The organism is Nocardiopsis kunsanensis DSM 44524 (genome assembly GCF_000340965.1).
In the GTDB taxonomy this organism is placed as follows: Bacteria; Actinomycetota; Actinomycetes; order Streptosporangiales; family Streptosporangiaceae; genus Nocardiopsis; species Nocardiopsis kunsanensis.
Genome location: NZ_ANAY01000001.1, coordinates 155747 through 173910, shown reverse-complemented (window position 1 = coordinate 173910; position 18164 = coordinate 155747). Strand labels below are relative to the sequence as shown.

The following is an 18164-nucleotide window of genomic DNA, read 5'->3' as shown; positions in this document are numbered from 1 at the left end:
GATTCGTTCGTACTACTGGAGTCGTGTCCCCGTGCTGCGGGGTTGAACCCGAGGAGTTTTGTCGTGTCCGAGGTACGTATCGCTGCCGAGCCCCGCACGGAATTCGGCAAGGGCGCTGCTCGTCGCGTCCGCCGCGCGGGCCAGGTGCCGGCCGTCCTCTACGGCCACGGCACCGAGCCCCGCCACCTGAACCTGCCGGGCCACGAGCTCATGCTCGCCCTGAAGACCCCGAACGTCCTGATCCGTATCGACGGCGTGGGCAAGGACAACCTCGCCCTGCCCAAGAGCGTTCAGCGTGACGCGATCAAGGGCTTCGTGGAGCACGTCGACCTCCTGGTCGTCGCCAAGGGCGAGAAGGTCGAGGTCGAGATCCCCGTGACCGTGACGGGCGAGGTCCAGACCCCCGGTGTGCTCAATCAGGAGCTCGTCGCCGTGGCCGTCGAGGCCGAGGCCACCCAGATCCCCGAGAGCGTCGAGATCGACGTCGAGGGCCTGGAGTCCGGTGAGCACCGGACCGCAGGCGACCTCAAGCTGCCCGCGGGCACCACGCTGGTGACCGACGCCGAGACCACGGTCCTCACGGTCTACACGCCGCAGACCGAGGACGAGGCAGCCGAGGAGGAGTCCGCCGAGGGCCAGCCCGAGGCCGCCGCCGAGGGTGCCGAGGGCGAGAAGGCCGAGGCCGCCGAGTAGGCGTCCACGCACCATCGCTTCACCGAGCGCGCGGTTCCGGCTTCCGGAACCGCGCGCTCGTCGTAGGGTCGGTGCCGTAAAGGGATCTCGGCCCTGAAGGGCCGGGCTGTCAGCTCTTGTGGCTGAGAGCCGCCTTTACCAGCACCAGCCGACCCACGAGGGAGGTGACCCGGTTGGCTACGTTCCGCGCAGGACAGAAGACCCACCAGGCTGTGCTTCCTCAGCAGCCTGCTCTGGAATCCGAGTCGGCAGACACGCCCCGGATCGGGCACGAAACGGGACCCGGACCCCGCCCCACGGCGGAACCCGGCGCGGACCATGTGCGAGGGGAGACCACCCGCATCTCACCTGATGCCGGTGGCGTCACCCCCAACTCTGTTGGGGAGAAGCCGCGTGAGCGGCACCCGTCCGTGTTCGTCCTCGACAAGGACCACACACCGCTCCAGCCGTGCCACCCGGCCAGAGCACGCAAGCTCCTGGCCAAGGACCGTGCCGTGGTGGCCCGGCACACCCCCTTCACCATCCGGATCAAGGACCGCAGCGTCCAAGCCTCCGAGGTCGACGGTGTGCAGGTCGGTATCGACCCCGGGCCCAGGCACACCGGTATCGCCGTGTTCACCGCCCAGGGTGGTGAGCGTCGGGGCCGGTACAGCATCCAACTCGACCACCGCGGCGCGCAGATCCGCAAGAAACTGGGGCAACGCTCCGCCTACCGGCGGCGGCGCAGGTCGGCGAACCTGCGCCACCGCGCCCCGCGGTTCTCCAACCGCACCCGCCCCCGGGGGTGGCTGGCCCCGTCCCTGGAACACCGGGTGCAGACCACCACCGCCTGGGTGGCCCGGATCGCCCGGTGGGCGCCGGTCACGGCGGTGCATGTCGAACGGGTCGTCTTCGACACCCATGTCCTGTCCGCCCGAACACCCCTGGAGGGGGTCGAGTACCAGCAGGGCACCCTGGCCGGCTACGAGGTACGCGAGTACCTGCTGGCCGAGTTCGACAGGGCATGCGTGTACTGCGCAGCCACGGACACGCCCCTGAACATCGACCACGTCCACCCGCGTGCACGGGGCGGGTCGGACCGGGTGTCCAACCTGGTGTTGGCGTGTATGCCCTGCAACCGGGCCAAGTCCGATCGGCCGGTGGAGGAGTTCATCACCGACACACGCACCTTGGCTCGGATCCTGGCCCGGGCCAAGGCCCCCTTGCGGGACGCGGCGGCGGTGCAGTCCACCCGGTGGGCGCTCTGGCGCGCCCTGGATGAGCGCCTGCCCACCCGTGTGGCCTCGGGCGGGCGCACCAAGTGGAACCGGACCCGCAACCACCTGCCCAAGTCCCACACCCTGGACGCCCTGGCCGTGGGCAAGGCCGACACCCTCACCCGGACCGTGTCCCGGGTGAGGGTCGCCGGGTGTGCGGGCCGGGGCTCCTACGCCCGTACCCGCACCGACAAGCACGGGTTCGCCCGTCTGCGTCTTCCCCGGACCAAGGGGTTCTTCGGGTTCAGCACCGGGGACCTGGTCCGGGCCGTGGTCCCGAAGGGGAAGAAGGCGGGCACCCGCACCGGGCGCGTGGCGGTACGCGCCTCGGGCAGCTTCAACATCACCACCAGCCAGGGCACCGTCCAGGGCATCAACCGCAAGTACGTGCGTCTGCTGCAAAGAGCGGACGGCTATGGCTGCACATGGAAAGGAGAGGGCGTTTCCTCCCGGCCCTGAAGGGCCGGGTTCCCACGCCCAACAAAACGATGAAGCGCCTACTGCACGCATTGGGGACCAGGAAGACCGAGGACATGACCGAGCGCTGGCTGGTGGTGGGGCTGGGCAACCCCGGGCCCAAGTACGCCGGGAACCGACACAACGCCGGGTTCATGGTGGTGGACGCGTTGGCCGCCGCCGAGCACGAGCGTTTCAGGGCGCACCGCTCCAACGCCGAGATCGCGGAGACCCGGTTGGACGGGGTTCCGGTGATCCTGGTCAAGCCGCGCACGTTCATGAACCTGTCCGGTGGCCCCGTGGCGTCGTTGGCGCGTTTCCACAAGGTGCCCACCGAACGCATCATCGTGGTGCACGACGAGTTGGACGTGGACTACGGGGCCCTCAAACTCAAGGAGGGCGGTGGTGCGGGCGGGCACAACGGCCTCAAGTCGCTCACCGCATCGCTGTCGGGCCCCGGCTACCTGCGTGTGCGTTTCGGTGTGGGACGCCCGCCCGGCCGGATGGACCCGGCCGCCTACGTGCTGCGGGACTTCGCCGGCCCCGAGCGCGCCGAGCTCGACCTCAACGTCGAGCGGGCCGCCGACGCGGTGCGCACGATCCTCGCCGAGGGCCTGGGCAGGGCGCAGAACATCTACCACAGCGCTGCCTAACCGTGTCCCCGGGCCTTCCCGCCTCCACCGGCCCACGGGCCCCGTCCCCCTGCACTCAGCCCACGGACCCACCCGCGTGTCCCGCCCCGGGATCCCCGCCGGCGTTCTGGCGGTGGTGGTCCCGGAGGGTGTCCTCGAGGGCGCCGTAAGCGGGCTTGCGGGTGAAACCGTCGTCCATGACGGTGGCCGCGCCCGTACCGGGAAAGGTCACCGGGACCCACGAGTACCGGTCGGTGAAGCTCCACATGGTGAAGGACGTGCAGCTCTCGGCGTTCAGGCAGGCCTCCAGGGCGCGTGAGTAGAAGTCGGCCTGCTCCGCCAGCTGCCCGTCCGTGGGCGCGGATCCGTTCCGGGGCATCTCCACACGCACGTCCACCTCGGTGAGTGCTGTGTGCAGTCCCAGGTCGCCGAAGCGGTCGAGGTTTTCCTCCATGCTCTCGGGAAAACCAGCGTCGGTACTCAGGTGGGTCTGCACGGCGAGCCCGTGTACCGGGACATCGGCGTCGAGCATCTGTCCGACGAGTTCGAGGTAGGCGTCGCTCTTGTCGTTGATCCCCTCGATGCTGTAATCGTTCAGGAACAGCTCGGCCTCCGGGTCGGCCTCGTGCGCCCAGCGGAAGGTGTCGACGAGTACGTCCGGTCCGAGCTCGCGCAGCCAGAAGTTGTCCTCGGTGCGCAGGCGCCCCTCGTCGTCGATGACCTCGTTGGCCACGTCCCACTGGTGGATGCGGCCCTCGTAGCGGCCCACGACCGCGGTGACGTGTTCGCGCAGGATCTCCCGGAGCTCATGTTCGCTGTGGTCGCCCTCCTCGAGCCAGTCCGGGTTCTGGTCGTGCCAGAGCAGGGTGTGGCCGCGTACCTCCTGGCCGTTGCGTTCGGCGAAGTCGACGATCCTGTCGGCGTCGGAGAAGTCGTAGGTGTCCTCGGAGGGGCGTAGGTCGGACCACTTCATCCGGTTCTCCGGGGTGAGGGAACCGAACTCCTGGCCGAGGAGGGCGGTGTAGGCCCTGTCCTCGGTGAAGGGGTCGGGGTAGGGCTCGGCTTCGTGGTGGCCGCCGCCGGCGACGGAACTCCCGATGAGGAACCCCTCGGGTGCCCTGTCGTCCAGGGGCTGAGCGTTCCCCCCGACGGCCCCGGGCGGACACGACAGCAGTACGAGGGGGAGCGCGGTGGCGGCGGCGAGCGATATGGAGAAGCGTCGTATCGACATGGATGCCTCCGAATCGTGTGTCCGTCGGTCGAACCGGCCGGATCCTGAGATGTCGATCTCGCCACGGTCCTCCGTGATGCGTGTTCTGTCCGACCAACAAGCCGATACCGACTGTGATTTTCCCGGCACTTTCCGCTACTGTTCTCCGGGTCGGTCCGCTCCGTGACCGCTGGGTCGTCCTCTCCGGTCCGGCAGCGGATTCCGTACGATGGAGCCCGGAACGGGCGAGTCAGAGGGCGTGTGGGCCGACGGAGGTTCCGAACCCTGCTGGGGGAACCGAGCCGTCCCGGTCCGCGTCCGTGGAACACTGGTCGCCGACGTCAGGCCTCCACGAGTGGACGACGTGGGCGGAGGCGACGGTCCGTGAAGCGGGAGCATACGAGTCGGTGAAGAGCATCCGGAACGATCATGAGGTGGCCCGTGACCTCGCGGGCGAAGCAGGCCAGTTGTTGCTGCGTCTGCGCGCCCGGCACGGCTTCGACGAGCCCGAGGTCCTGCGGACGCTGGGGGACCGTACATCGCACGAGCTCCTCTTCTCCGCTCTCGGGCGTCTGCGTCCGAGCGATACGGTGCTGTCCGAGGAGGGCGTGGACGACCAGGCGCGGTTGAACGCCAGGCGGGTGTGGATCATCGACCCGCTGGACGGCACGCGTGAGTTCGCCGAGCCGGGGCGCACCGACTGGGCCGTGCATGTGGCCCTGTGGGAGAACGGTGAGCTGGTCGCCGGTGCGGTCGCGCTGCCCGCGCAGGGCAGTACGTTGTCCACGGTCGATCCGCCGTGGCTGCCCGAGGAGCGCCCCACCGACCAGCGGTTGCGCATCACCGCGAGTCGGACCCGGGCGCCGGAGTTCGTTCAGCGCATGGCCACGCAGATGGGTGCCGAAGTGGTGCCGATGGGGTCCGCGGGTGCCAAGATCTGCGCGGTGCTGTTGGGCGTGGCCGACATCTACGTGCACGCCGGCGGACAGTACGAATGGGACAGCGCGGCCCCAGTGGCGGTGGCCCGTGCGGCGGGTCTGCACACCTCGCGCATCGACGGTTCCGAGCTGAGTTACAACGAGGCCGACCCCCGTCTTCCCGATATCCTTGTATCCCGACCGGAATTGTCGGGTATGTTGTTGGCAAGCATCCGCGACGGTGCGGGTCTGGACAACGCCGGGCCGCACGCGGGGGGCTGACTTCGTACGCCCCACCGCCGTCGGCCGAGTCGGTTAACGAAGGCGGTTACATGGGTCAGACGAGTCAGCAGGCACCCGGGCGTCACCAGCTCTCCCAACTGGACGTCCTGGAAGCCGAAGCCATCTTCATCATGCGCGAGGTCGCCGCCGAGTTCGAGCGGCCCGTGCTGCTCTTCTCCGGGGGAAAGGACTCCGTCGTGATGCTCCGGCTCGCGGAGAAGTCCTTCTGGCCCGGGGCGGTCCCGTTCCCGGTCATGCACGTGGACACCGGGCACAACTTCCCCGAGGTCATCGAGTTCCGGGACCGCCGCGTCGCGGAAGCGGGGGTGCGCCTGGTCGTGGCCTCCGTGCAGGAGCAGATCGACGCCGGCAAGGTCAGTGAACCCAGGGGCCGCTGGGCCGGTCGTAACCGCCTCCAGACCCCCGCGCTGCTGGAAGCGGTCGAGGAGAACGGCTTCGACGCCGCGTTCGGCGGTGCTCGCCGCGACGAGGAGAAGGCCCGGGCCAAGGAACGGGTCTTCTCCTTCCGGGACGAGTTCGGCCAGTGGGACCCCAAGAGCCAGCGCCCCGAGCTGTGGAACGTGTTCAACACCCGCATCGAGCGGGACGAACACATCCGGGTCTTCCCCCTCTCCGACTGGACCGAGCTGGACGTGTGGGCCTACATCAGACGTGAGGGCCTGGAGCTGCCCTCCATCTACTTCGCGCACGAACGCGAGGTCTTCGAGCGCGACGGCATCCTGCTCTCCGACTCGCCCGTCATGAACCGGGGCGAGGGCGAGGAGGTGTTCACCGAGACCGTCCGCTACCGCACCGTCGGCGATCTCACCTGCACGGGCGCGGTCAGGTCCCGTGCCGTCGAGCTGGACGACATCATCGCCGAGACCGCCGCGACCCGGCTCACCGAACGCGGGCAGACCCGGGCCGACGACCGGGCGAGTGAGGCCGCCATGGAGGACCGCAAGCGCGAGGGCTACTTCTAGGCCGTGTTCTTGCGTCATTCCGGTCCCGCACCGTCGTCCGCCACCGCCATCGACGGGCGCGCCGGCGCGCGGCAGTGTTGCCGCGAAACCACCAGCTGCCTCTCGCTGTGCCTCTGTGCTCGTGAAGCACAACCGGGCGGGCCCCCGCTGTGTGCCCCTGCGGAGCTTGCGTAGCAGGGCACAGTAGGGGCGACGGCCGCTCGCTGATCCGAAAGCCTTCTACAAAACACCCCTGGCCGTGTTTCCCTCGGGCCTCCGCTCCGCCCCCGCGCACCTCGAGGCACGTTCCTGCCCGTTCCGCAGCCGTCCTCGTTCCTGTCGCGCCTGCTCCGAGGCCTCCGGAAACACGCCGGCCCCCGAGCGGGATCCCCGGGGAGCAGCACCGCCCGGGAGCACGCTCCGCGCCCCCGGGAGCGGGACGGGCTCCCCGGGGCCCGGGAGCGTCGGCCCCGGCCTCCCGCTCGTCTCCAGTGGTCCCTCCACCAGATCCCTTCACACAGGACCGGTCAAGCAATGAACAACGACATCCTGAGGTTCGCTACGGCGGGCTCCGTCGACGACGGCAAGAGCACCCTGATCGGGCGGCTGCTGTACGACTCCAAATCCATCTTCGAGGACCAGCTCCACGCGGTGGAGCGCACCAGCGCCGCACGCGGTGAGGAACGGACCAATCTGGCGCTGCTCACCGACGGCCTGCGGGCCGAACGTGAGCAGGGCATCACCATCGACGTGGCCTACCGCTACTTCGCCACCCCCGAGCGGACCTTCATCATCGCCGACACCCCCGGGCACGTGCAGTACACCCGGAACATGGTCACCGGCGCTTCGACCTCCGACCTCGCGATCATCCTCGTGGACGCGCGCAAAGGACTGCAGGAGCAGAGCCGCCGGCACGCATTCCTGGCGAGCCTGCTCCAGGTCCCGCACCTGGTCCTGGCGGTCAACAAGATGGACCTGGTCGACTACTCCGAGGAGCGCTTCGAGGAGATCAGGAGGGAGTTCTCCGAGTTCGCGGCAGAGCTCGGCACCCGCGAGGCCACGTTCGTGCCGATCTCCGCGCTGCACGGCGACAACGTGGTCACCACATCGGCGAACACGCCCTGGTACGAGGGCCCTTCCTTGCTGCACCATCTGGAGAACGTGCCCCTCGCCTCCGACGACAACCTCGTCGACGCGCGGTTCCCGGTGCAGTACGTGATCCGTCCGCAGAAGTCCCTCGACCCGGAACTGCACGACTACCGGGGTTACGCCGGGCAACTGGCCGGCGGCGTGTTCCGGCCCGGGGACGAGGTCGTGCACCTGCCGTCCGGGTACACGAGCCGGGTCTCCAGGATCCTCACCCCCGACGGTGAGCTGGAGGAGGCCTTCCACCCGATGTCGGTGACGCTCCTGCTGGAGGACGACATCGACATCTCGCGCGGCGACATGATCGCCCGGGTGGACAGCCGTCCCGAGGCTGCCCAGGACATCGACGCGATGGTGTGCTGGATGACCGACGGCCGCAAGCTCGCACCGCGTTCGCGGCTCCTGGTCAAACACACGACGCGGACGGCGAAGGTGAGGATCGAGGAGCTCTACCACCGGTTGGACGTCAACTCCTTGGACCGGGACGAGAGCGCCGAGGAGCTGGCGTTGAACGAGATCGGCCGGGTGAGGCTGCGCACGGCCCGCCCGCTGTTCGTGGACGGGTACGACCGGAACCGGCGGACCGGCGGTTTCATCCTCATCGACGAGGCCACCAACGCCACGGTCGGAGCGGGGATGGTGATGAACGCAGAATCATGAGCACGCGCTAAACATCTTCGCTCGGAAGAATATTGTAATTTCTTTCGGGGTTGTGTTCATCGCGGGATTTCACAGGGCAAGCAAAAGCCTGATCCCGTGGAGTCCTGTTCCGGTCCGGGGCCGCTCGCACCTCCAGGCGCGGGCGGCCCCGAAGCATGCGCACCGGCGGCCTGTCGGGGGGATTCGGTTCCAAGTGTGACTGGCGACCCAAAAGCGCTGTGCTGAACATCCGGTTCGAAGTTGCCCCAAAAAATTTGGTCAGACTATGGCAATGGGTCGATCTTCTTACTAAAGTGTCGAACTGCACTAAAGGTGCAACTGGGCGAATACGCACAGTAGTACCGGAGGTGTGCTATATCCCCGCTAACCCCCTCAAGGAGAAACACCTTGAAGAAGCACCAAACCCGCAGAACCGTGGTCGGTTTCGTCGCGGCGGGCGCTCTCTCCGTCCCCTTCGCCCTCGGCGGTGCTGCCACCGCCGGCGCTGACGACATTGCGCCCCTGCACACGAGTACGGACGCGGTGTCCGGCGAGTACTTCGTGGTCCTGGAGGACATGGTCAGCGCCTCCTCGGTGACCCCGTCCTCCATCGGGATCTCCTCGGACCAGGTCAACCACACCTACGACGATGTGCTCAACGGCTACTCGGCGTCCCTGAGCGACGCCGAGGTGCAGGAATTGCGTGCGGAATCCGGTGTCGCCTACGTCGAGCAGGTCGGCGAGGCCCAGGCCCTGGCCCCGTGGGGCCTGGACCGTATCGACCAGGAGGACCTGCCGCTCGACGGCGAGTACTCCACCCAGGCCGACGGCTCCGGGACGACTTCCTACATCCTGGACACCGGCATCGACCCCGACCACCCCGAGTTCGGCGGCCGCGCCGAAGCCGGCTGGGACGCCAGCGGCGGTGACGGAGAGGACGTGCAGGGCCACGGCACCCACGTGGCCGGCACCATCGGCTCCGACAGCTACGGTGTCGCCCCCGGCACCGACCTGGTCGGCGTGAAGGTCCTCGACGACTCCGGTTCGGGCAGCTACGACGACATCATCGCCGGTGTCGAGTGGGTGGCCGACAACGCCGGTGAGGGCTCCGTCGCCAACATGTCGCTCGGTGGCCCTGCCTCGCCCGCCCTGGACGAGGCCGTGAACGCCCTCGCCGACTCCGGCGTGTTCGTCGCGGTCGCCGCGGGTAACGAGGGCCAGGACGCCGGCAACGTCTCCCCGGGTGGTGCCGAGGGCGTCGTGACCGTCGCCGCCTCCGACGAGAACGACACCTCGACCTACTTCACCAACTACGGCAGCGCCGTGGACATCTACGCCCCCGGCCAGGACATCGAGTCCACCGTGCCCGGTGGCGGCACCGACAGCCTGTCCGGTACCTCCATGGCCAGCCCGCACGTCGCGGGTGCCGCGGCGCTCTACCAGGACGCCAACGGCCCCGCCGACCAGGACACCGTCCTGAACTGGCTGGTCGAGAACGGCGGTTCGGACAAGCTCAGCAGCGTCCCTGCCAACACCCCCAACGTGCTGCTCAACGTCGAAGGCCTGTAAGGCCGGAGCCGGTACCCCCGGCCTTCGTTGACACGGGGGCGCGGCCCGACCGCGTCCCCGGACCCGCACCCCGGCCCCGAGCCGACCGGACCCTCCGGCTCGGGGCCGTTGCCGTGTCCGGGGGCGGCACAGGGCCGGCGAACGGGCCGTTGCGACCGACCAGATCCGGACGCCCTCCGGAGGAGGCGGACGCGAAGAGCCGCACGAGACCTCAGCCCGTCCGAGTGGCCTCGTGGTCGGCCCGGACCCGGAGCCCGTCCAACGCAGGAAGCAACCAGTCGTCGACGGCCGCCACGACCCCGCTGCTCCCCGGCCGCAGGTCGGTCAGGAAGCGTGTGGCCAGATCGATCAGGTAGAGCGCCATGACCGTGGACACGGTGTGTGGGAGCAACCCGGTCGCGGCCATCAGCGGATCGCGCAGCAGCCGTGAACCGCTGTCCAGCCACCGGTGCACCCCGGGATGCACGCCGGCCTGCACTGCCTCGTTGAGGTCGTAGTGCAGCGCGTCGAACCCGGCCGGGGCGTCCAGGGCGAGGCGTTCCCAGTCCCACACGAACGCCCGCCGCGAGGTACTGGCCACGTTCCACCGGGTCAGGTCCCCGTGCCAGGCCCCGAAGGGCACCCGCACGTCGGGCAGGCGGCTCAGCGCCTCGCGCAGTGGCTGTGCCTCGGGACGGGCGCCGAGCAGGGTGATGCGTTCCTCCAAGGACCGCCGGTACGGGCTATCGGACAGCCACCGGGTCCGGACCGCGCCCAGCCCGACGATCTGTGTGACGCACCGCAGGAGCTGGTGGCGGGTCGGGCGGTCGGTCTGGTCGCCCACGGGCAGCGCCTCCTGCACCAGGAACGGATGGCCGTTCCACTCGCCCTCGTGCAGCAGGCGCGGTACCGTCACGTCCTTCAAGAGGGCCCCGTCGAGGTGCTGCAGCGCGCGTGTCTCGGTCCGCACCAGGCGCGAGGTCAGGTCGTTGGTGGCGACCTTGGCGTAGCCGATGGTGCGCCCACCGGGGGTGAGCAGCAACAGAACGGGTTTGCGGTTGGCTCTGGGCGGCCCGAGGTGGATGGCCACGGACACCTCCCGGTCCAGGGCCGAGGCGAGGGCGTGCTCGATCCCCGGACCCGCTCCCACGTAGAGGCGATCGCGCAACAGCAGCGGTGCCAGCCCGGTCGCGAACGCCCCCGTCAGCGCCAGCGACCGCACCCGTTCCCCGAAGGAGTGCCCGTGGGAGAAGGAGGAGATCCCGCGGACGGCAGCGGTGCGGTTGTGCGCGGGCAGGATGACGCGCGGGTTCCGGGCGCTGGGTACCGGAAGGTACTGGCTGCCGCGCTCGTGCCGGGCCAGGCGGGTGCCGGTGAACTCCCCGGGGCCCAACAGGCCTCCGCACGGCCACAGCACGGCGGCCAGGTCGGTCAGATAGGTCGTTTCCCTGTTCACCGGGGACCCCCGCGAGCACGGTCGGACACGGATGCGGTGTGGAGGCGGGCGCGCGGCATCAGCGGCCGGCCCCCGAGGCGGCGCCGGGAGCTGAGCCCCCGACGGGCTCCTCGTCCGCCGGGCCGGTGTTCTGTTCCGTGCCGTCGGCCGTGGGCACTCGCGTGCGGTCGTGCTCGGCGACCCGGCAGGCGGGGACCGTGCCGGAGGCGACCGGGGAGGGGGCCGGGGTCCTGGAAGCGGCCCCGTGTGTCAGGACCACCACACCGGGCACAACGGTGCCGGTGAGTTCGGCGGCCCGCACGAGTGCGGCCAGGTCGTCGCGGCGCGACCGTCCGAGCTCCACCACCGGTACGAGTGCGTCAGCCGCTCCCAGGAGGGATTCGACGTCGGCGCGTCCGGTCCCGGCGGTGCTGGTCAGCACGGTGTGGTCGGAGTCGTGGAGCAATAGCTCCAACAGGTCGTGCATCACGGTGCCCTGGACGGGGGCGGCGGACCCGGGCCGCCCGTGCCTCAACACACGCAGGAGCGGCAAGGAGTCGGGGCGCACGGTGAGAGCGCCGGGGTCCTCGCCCTCCGTGAGTGCCTCGGCCAGGCCGGGCCCTTCGGGCAGCCCGAACGGGTCGGGGGAAGGGTCGGTGCACACCAGGAGCGTCTCGGAGCCGGTCCTGGCCAGGGCCGAGGCCAGGTCGACGGCGGCCCTGGGGCCGGAACGTCCGGGGGTGACCGAGGTGACCAGGACCGTCCGGCTGCTCTTCGCGGATCCCCCGGCGGAGGTGTCCGTGAGCTCCACCGAGCCCTCGTCGCCCGACCGGGCCGTCCGCAACCGCGATCTGAGCAGGTGGGCGCACGCATTGGCCTTCTGTCCGGCCCGCGTGTGCTGTTCGAAGGGCTCACAAGGCAGTTCGTCCAGGTGAGCGGGGGCCGGCAGTTCCACCAGGACGGGGCGCCCGGCCAGGCGTGCGGCCTGTTCCCCGTCGCGGACCAGCGGATCGGACCGGTCGCGCAGGAACGCTGCGGCCAACCCCAGCACCAGGCCGAGAGCGGGACCACCCGCCGCCCACAGCACCGCCGGGGCCGACAACACCGACCCCGGTGTGCTCGCCGGGCCGACGACCTTTCCGGGGTCCACGGTCTGCGAGAGCGCGGTGAGCGAGGCCGCGACCCTGCCCAGGCCGGTGATCTCCTGCTCGAGCGCATCGGTCCGCGGGGCGTCCTCCCTGCCGGCCTCGTCCAGTTCGGCGTAGAGCGCCGCCTGCTCGTCGCGCAACGTGCTCACGCGCGTGGCCAGCAGAGTCTCGGCCTCCCGTGCTCGGGAGAGGAGGTAGGCCTCGGCCAGCGCGTCGGCGCCGGCGCGGGCCTCTTCAGGGGTGGGAGCGGAGAAGCGGAACTCGAGGACATCGCCGTCGGAAGGCACGCTCACTTCCACGCGGTCGGCCAGTTCCGTGGGGGAGAGGGAGATGTCGGCCCGCTCGGAGAGGGTTTCGGACAGCAGTTCGGTGGTGTGTTCGGAGGTGGCGAGCCGGGCCTGGGCCTCCAGGTCGAGCCCGTCGGCGGGTGCCCTTCCGGTCTCGGCCGCGCCCGTGGGGCGCACCTGGACCGAGACGGTGGCGGTGTGGGGGGAAGGGAGGGTCGCCAGAGCCGCCACGGCCACGGTAAGGCCGCTCAGTAGGCCGGTCAGGACGATCCGTCGGCGGCGACGGAACAGAGCGGTCCGGTTCTTCGGCACCGGACCTGCAGAGCCGGGGACGTCGGTGTCCATCGGGTCCTCTCGGGCAGAGGTGAGGCACTTTTGGTGAGTGATTGAATACTAAGTGTAATACCTTTGGGTGTGCCCGCTGCTTTGCGAAGCAGCCGTTTTGCCGAGACAAAACGACCGGAAAGCGCGTCCCGGTGCCGACATGGCGGAAGGGGCGACGCAGCCTTGTCCGTCGCCCCTTCCGGAATCCTGTGTGTGGGTGTGCTCAGCCGCCGATGACCTGTGGCGGGAGCCCGGTGTCCGCCTCCCATGCCTGGTCGCACGCGTCCTGGGTGGAGACCGTCTGCGCCCGGGCCGTGCAGTCCCGGTACTCGGCCACCTCGTCCTGGTGCATGAACAGCACCGCAGCCATCGCCGCCGACAGGACGACACCGACCGATCCCACGAACACACTCGCCATCGCCATCGGTGCCTCCACACTCCGGCGCCGGGCGGCACGGCGGGCACGGAAACCCTGGACCAGGCCGAAGAGCGACAGAAGGATCCCGTACGGCGGGAGCAACAGGCCCATCGCGCCGAAGAACAGGCCCCACAGCCCGCCCCTCTCGGACTTGGGCGGCTGCCCGTCGTTCTGCGGATCCGGGCTGTTCTCGCTCACGGGTGACTCTCCTTTGGGGCGCCGGGGCGCCGTGTGACCGGGACCAGGGTCTGCTCGGCAGGTACCGCATGGTCTGACTGGCGCGGAGCGTACCCGGTCCCGTTCTGCGGGCAGGGGCGGGAACCGGGAGAGCCGTCACACAACCCCAGGTCCCCGTCGGCCCGACGCTACCCGGGCCGATAGGGTGGGAGTGCGGACGGGGCCCGCTGCGGGCCCGGCCCTGGTGCCGCCTTGTGCGGTGCACCTGATTTTCCTCCGGATGCTGCGCTGTCCCCCAGCGCCCCCGGGAGCGGGAGCTCGACTCCCGTGCTGTTCTTCTACACACGAGGGAGAAGCACACTGTCCGCGCGAGTGGTGGTCCTCATATCGGGCACGGGCAGCAACATGTCCGCCCTTTTGGACGCGTGCCGGGCCCCCGAGTACGGGGCGCAGGTGGTCGCTGTCGGTTCGGACCGTCCCGGAGCCGGAGGGCTGGAACGGGCCGAGGCCGACGGCGTGCCCACGTTCGTGGTCCCCTTCCGCGACTACACCGACCGCTCCGAGTGGGACACCGCGATGTCCGACCGGATCGCCGCCTTCGAGCCCGACCTGGTGGTCTCGGCCGGGTTCATGCGCATCCTCGGGCCGGCCGTCGTCGGACGGCACGCCGCGATCAACATCCACCCGGCGCTGCTGCCCTCCTTCCCCGGCGCGCACGCGGTACGCGAAGCGCTCGCCCACGGTGTCCGTATCACCGGCACCACCATCCACTTCCTCGACGAAGGGGTCGACTCCGGGCCGATCATCGACCAGGCCACGGTCCCCGTCGAGGACGGCGACGACGAGGCCGCCCTGCACGAGCGCATCAAGATCGTGGAGCGGCGCATGCTCGTCGACACGGTCGGCGAGCTCGCGCGGCGCGGCTGGAACGTCGACGGCAGACATGTGCGGCTGGGCCGCACCGAGCAGGGCCGCACGAACGCGAGCGAGACGAAGGAGACCCCGTGACCCAGCGGGCCATCAGGCGGGCGTTGATCAGTGTGTACGACAAGACCGGTCTGGAGGGGCTGAGCGCCGGGCTCGCCCAGGCCGGAGTGGAGATCGTCTCGACCGGCTCCACCGCAGCGCGACTGCGCAAGGCCGGGATCGAGGTCACCCCCGTCGAGGAGGTCACGGGCTTCCCCGAGATCATGGGCGGCCGCGTCAAGACGCTCCACCCCCACATCCATGGCGGCCTCCTCGCCGACCAGGACGACCCCGGGCACATGGAGACCGTCGACGGCCTGGGCATCGCGCCCTTCGACCTCGTCGTGGTCAACCTCTACCCCTTCGGCGACACGGTGGCCTCAGGGGCCTCCGACGCCGACTGCGTCGAGAAGATCGACATCGGCGGCCCCGCCATGGTGCGCGCCTCCGCCAAGAACCACGGCAGCGTCGCCGTGGTCGTGGACCCCGGTTCCTACGACGAGACCCTGCGTGCGGTGAGCGAGGGCGGTTTCACCCTCGACCAGCGCAAACGCCTGGCCGCGCAGGCCTTCCAGCACACTGCGGAGTACGACGCCGCAGTCGCCACCTGGTTCGCCGAGTCCTACGCACCCGATGCCGAGGCCGAGGGGTCCGGCTGGCCGGCGTTCTTCGGGGACGGTCACGAGCGCGGCCAGGTGCTGCGTTACGGCGAGAACCCCCACCAGAGGGCGGCCCTGTACACCGTCTCCGGGGCCGCGGGGACCGGCCTGGCCGGGGCGGAACAGTTGCACGGCAAGGCGATGAGTTACAACAACTACGTCGACGCCGACGCGGCCCTGCGTGCCGCCCACGACTTCTCCGAGCCGTGTGTGGCCATCATCAAACACGCCAACCCGTGCGGTATCGCGGTCGGTGCCGACAACGCCGAGGCCCACCGCAAGGCCCACGCCGGCGACCCGGTCTCCGCGTTCGGGGGCGTCATCGCCACCAACCGCCCGGTCGGGGCCGACCTCGCAGAGCAGATCGCGGAGATCTTCACCGAGGTCGTGGTGGCGCCCGAGTTCTCCCCCGAGGCGGTGTCCGTGCTCACCCGCAAGAAGAACATCCGTCTGCTGGTCGTCGAGGGCGCCGCGGGTGTGACCGGTGGTTTCGAGCACCGCCAGATCAGCGGCGGGCTGCTCGTCCAGGCGCGGGACGCCGTCGACGCGCCCGGTGACGACCCAGAGAAGTGGACGTTGGCCACCGGGACCCCCGCCGATGCACGAACCCTCGCCGATCTGCGCTTCGCCTGGCGTGCGGTGCGAGCGGTCAAGTCCAACGCGATCCTGCTCGCCGCCGACGGCGCCACCGTGGGCGCGGGCATGGGCCAGGTCAACCGGGTCGACTCCGCCCGCCTGGCGGTCTCGCGCGCCGGGGACCGCGTACACGGTTCCGTGGCCGCCAGTGACGCCTTCTTCCCGTTCGCGGACGGTCTGGAGATCCTCACCGGTGCGGGCGTGCGCGCGGTCGTCCAACCGGGCGGGTCCGTGCGTGACGACGAGGTCGTCGCTGCGGCCGAGGCCGCCGGGGTCACGATGTACCTGACCGGCACCCGGCACTTCTTCCACTAACCCGCGCTCGGCGGGCACCGAGTGCGAGCGCCTGCCGAGCGCACGATCGTTCGGAGACGAGGAGTTACGATGAGCGCGACCGTTCTCGACGGCAAGGCCGTCGCCAAGGCCATCAAGGAGGACCTGGCCGAACGGGTCTCCGAGCTGCGCGCCAGAGGTCTGACCCCCGGACTGGGCACCGTGCTGGTCGGTGACGACCCGGGCAGCCACACCTACGTGCGCGGCAAGCACCGCGACTGCGCCCAGGTGGGGATCGCCAGCATCCGCCGCGACCTGCCGGCCGACGCCCCGCAGGCAGAGGTGGAGCGGGCCGTGCGCGAACTCAACGAGGACCCGGCCTGCACCGGTTACATCGTGCAGCTGCCCCTGCCCCGGGGTATGGACGAGGGCCGGGTGCTCGGCCTCATCGACCCGGTCAAGGACGCCGACGGCCTCCAGCCCGCCAACCTGGGCAAGCTCGTCCTCATGGAGGAGGCCCCGCTGCCCTGTACCCCGCGCGGGATCGTGGAGCTGCTGAGCCGTTACGACGTCCCGCTCAAGGGTGCCGAGGTCGTCGTGGTCGGCCGCGGTGTGACCGTGGGCCGCCCCCTGGGTCTGCTGCTGACCCGACGTTCGGAGAACGCCACTGTCACCCTGTGCCACACGGGCACCCGTGACCTTGCCGAGCACACCCGCAGGGCGGACGTGGTCGTCGCCGGTGCCGGCGTGCCCGGCCTCATCACCCCCGACATGGTCAAGCCGGGCGCCGCTGTGCTCGACGTCGGTGTCACCCGCACCGACGACGGGCTCGCCGGCGACGTGGCCGCGGGCGTGGACGAGGTGGCCGGGTTCCTCTCGCCCAACCCGGGCGGTGTGGGGCCGATGACCCGGGCGATGCTGCTGGTCAACGTGGTCGAGAACGCAGAACGTCAGGCCGCCGCGCTCTGAGAGCCGGCGTTCCGGTCGTCCGTGGGGCCCACACGACCGTACGGGCCCCACGCGTGCGTCCGGGGCCCGGCTCAGCTGGCCCAACGCTCGGTGCCCACCGGCATCGGTCGCACCAGACCCAGGGAGACCACCTCGTTGGCCAACCGGGTGCGCCGGTTCTGCCCCTCGGGAACACGGAACTTCTGATAGAGGCGCAGCAGGTGCTGTTTGACCGCGGCCTCCGTCACCACCAGTGCTTCGGCGATGTCGCGGGCCGTGGCGGGTGCCACGAACGCCTCGTCGGACAACGCGGGCCGGCACAGGACGGTGAGGACGTCGAGTTCGCGCCGGGTCAGGTCGGGTACGGCCTCGCGCCGCAGTTCGAGGTCGGGGCGCAGCTGCTCCCGGGGCAGCCCGCCCACATGGCAGCGGGCGGTGCCGAAGGTGAGGACGTCGCCGTCCTTGAGTACACGGCGGGCCACGGGGCGTCCGTTGACCCGGGTGCCGTTACGGGAGAGTCCGAGGTCGACGACGTAGACGTAGGGCCCGCGCCGGACCAGCTCGGCGTGCAGTTGGGAGACGGTCAGGTCGCGCAGGTGGATGTCGGTACCCTCACCGCGGCCGACGGTGGTGACCTCGGCCGAGAGGGGGTGGAGGTCACCGGAGGAATCGATCCTCAGGTGAGGGCCCTCGACCGGGGTCTCGGCCGTGGTGGCCGGCGGTCGGGGGTGCTGACGACGGTGGGGGAAGGACGGTCGGGGAGTGGTGGTCCGGTCCGCGCTAGGAGTGGGCTTCATGGGGGGGTCCTCGCTCACCGTGGCACTGGAACACCACTTGGGTTACCCGGGCTGCACTGGTTCTACGCGCTTACTCCGTAGTTAGGCGGACAAGGCGCGGCAAATATGGCTCTGTGGCCGCCATGAGGCAGGAAACGGACATAGTCGCTCCGGTGGGGGTAAGACCGTTACCGTGAGCTCTGGGGCCGGGGTGATCCGGGCCAATACAATGACGGTGGTCCTCCCCGGCTATCACGGCCTCGCCCCGCGCCCGGTTCCGTGGCCGCACGGCACACGGACAGCCGCGCCGTTTTCGGACACCCCGTGACGTGCGGGTGGCCGGTCCGGGCCAGAGCCGGGGAACGACCGTGGTAAC

The 18164-nt window shown here is 70.1% G+C and carries 15 protein-coding genes; 10 read left to right on the top strand and 5 right to left on the bottom strand.

Going from position 1 to position 18164, the window contains the following annotated elements; all coding sequences use genetic code 11:
- Positions 1–63 precede the first annotated feature (63 nt).
- From D456_RS0100810 to pth, 3 genes are all read left to right on the top strand, one after another.
- Entirely contained in the window at positions 64–693 is a 630-nt protein-coding gene (locus tag D456_RS0100810) for a 50S ribosomal protein L25/general stress protein Ctc (protein ID WP_017574245.1), read from the top strand.
- A 410-nt stretch (positions 694–1103) separates the two neighbouring features.
- Positions 1104–2408, top strand: coding sequence for an RNA-guided endonuclease IscB (gene iscB / locus D456_RS0100805; RefSeq protein ID WP_017574244.1), 1305 nt, complete (start codon positions 1104–1106; stop codon positions 2406–2408).
- A 29-nt stretch (positions 2409–2437) separates the two neighbouring features.
- Positions 2438–3058: an aminoacyl-tRNA hydrolase gene (gene pth, locus D456_RS0100800; protein ID WP_026115454.1), complete on the top strand. Its 621-nt coding sequence runs from the start codon at positions 2438–2440 to the stop codon at positions 3056–3058.
- Positions 3059–3113: 55 nt separating this feature from the next.
- Here pth and D456_RS0100795 read toward each other — a convergent pair whose 3' ends face one another.
- On the bottom strand, positions 3114–4268 hold the full coding sequence (locus D456_RS0100795) for an endo-1,4-beta-xylanase (protein ID WP_017574242.1): 1155 nt from the start codon (positions 4266–4268) through the stop codon (positions 3114–3116).
- 386 nt (positions 4269–4654) lie between these two features.
- Here D456_RS0100795 and D456_RS0100790 point away from each other — a divergent pair, with 386 nt between their 5' ends.
- The 4 genes from D456_RS0100790 (at position 4655) to D456_RS0100775 (ending at position 9762) form a co-directional block, all read left to right on the top strand.
- Positions 4655–5446, top strand: coding sequence for a 3'(2'),5'-bisphosphate nucleotidase CysQ (locus D456_RS0100790; RefSeq protein ID WP_017574241.1), 792 nt, complete (start codon positions 4655–4657; stop codon positions 5444–5446).
- Between the two features lie 50 nt (positions 5447–5496).
- The gene (gene cysD, locus D456_RS0100785; protein ID WP_017574240.1) at positions 5497–6429 is read left to right on the top strand and encodes a sulfate adenylyltransferase subunit CysD; all 933 of its coding nucleotides are present in this window, start codon (positions 5497–5499) and stop codon (positions 6427–6429) included.
- Between the two features lie 513 nt (positions 6430–6942).
- The gene (locus D456_RS0100780) at positions 6943–8214 is read left to right on the top strand and encodes a sulfate adenylyltransferase subunit 1 (RefSeq protein ID WP_017574239.1); all 1272 of its coding nucleotides are present in this window, start codon (positions 6943–6945) and stop codon (positions 8212–8214) included.
- 387 nt (positions 8215–8601) lie between these two features.
- Positions 8602–9762: a S8 family peptidase gene (locus D456_RS0100775; protein WP_017574238.1), complete on the top strand. Its 1161-nt coding sequence runs from the start codon at positions 8602–8604 to the stop codon at positions 9760–9762.
- A 211-nt stretch (positions 9763–9973) separates the two neighbouring features.
- On the opposite strand, the gene D456_RS0100770 is transcribed toward D456_RS0100775, so the two are convergent.
- From D456_RS0100770 to D456_RS0100760, 3 genes are all read right to left on the bottom strand, one after another.
- Entirely contained in the window at positions 9974–11197 is a 1224-nt protein-coding gene (locus D456_RS0100770; RefSeq protein ID WP_017574237.1) for a phosphotransferase, read from the bottom strand.
- A 58-nt stretch (positions 11198–11255) separates the two neighbouring features.
- Positions 11256–12956 (bottom strand): hypothetical protein, encoded by a 1701-nt coding sequence (locus D456_RS0100765; protein WP_026115453.1) that lies wholly within the window; start codon positions 12954–12956, stop codon positions 11256–11258.
- Between the two features lie 202 nt (positions 12957–13158).
- Positions 13159–13551 carry a hypothetical protein gene (locus D456_RS0100760; RefSeq protein WP_017574236.1) on the bottom strand — a complete coding sequence of 131 codons (393 nt, stop codon included), beginning with the start codon at positions 13549–13551 and terminating at the stop codon, positions 13159–13161.
- A 351-nt stretch (positions 13552–13902) separates the two neighbouring features.
- On the opposite strand from D456_RS0100760, the gene purN reads away from it, so the two are divergent.
- From purN to D456_RS0100745, 3 genes are all read left to right on the top strand, one after another.
- Positions 13903–14538 (top strand): phosphoribosylglycinamide formyltransferase, encoded by a 636-nt coding sequence (gene purN, locus D456_RS0100755; protein ID WP_017574235.1) that lies wholly within the window; start codon positions 13903–13905, stop codon positions 14536–14538.
- Complete coding sequence (gene purH, locus D456_RS0100750) at positions 14535–16106, top strand: bifunctional phosphoribosylaminoimidazolecarboxamide formyltransferase/IMP cyclohydrolase (RefSeq protein WP_017574234.1); 1572 nt, start codon at positions 14535–14537, stop codon at positions 16104–16106. Before purN ends, purH begins: the two co-directional genes overlap by 4 nt.
- Positions 16107–16175: 69 nt before the next feature.
- On the top strand, positions 16176–17033 hold the full coding sequence (locus D456_RS0100745) for a bifunctional methylenetetrahydrofolate dehydrogenase/methenyltetrahydrofolate cyclohydrolase (protein ID WP_017574233.1): 858 nt from the start codon (positions 16176–16178) through the stop codon (positions 17031–17033).
- Between the two features lie 71 nt (positions 17034–17104).
- On the opposite strand, the gene D456_RS0100740 is transcribed toward D456_RS0100745, so the two are convergent.
- Positions 17105–17809 (bottom strand): FHA domain-containing protein, encoded by a 705-nt coding sequence (locus D456_RS0100740; protein WP_017574232.1) that lies wholly within the window; start codon positions 17807–17809, stop codon positions 17105–17107.
- Positions 17810–18164: the final 355 nt, after the last annotated feature.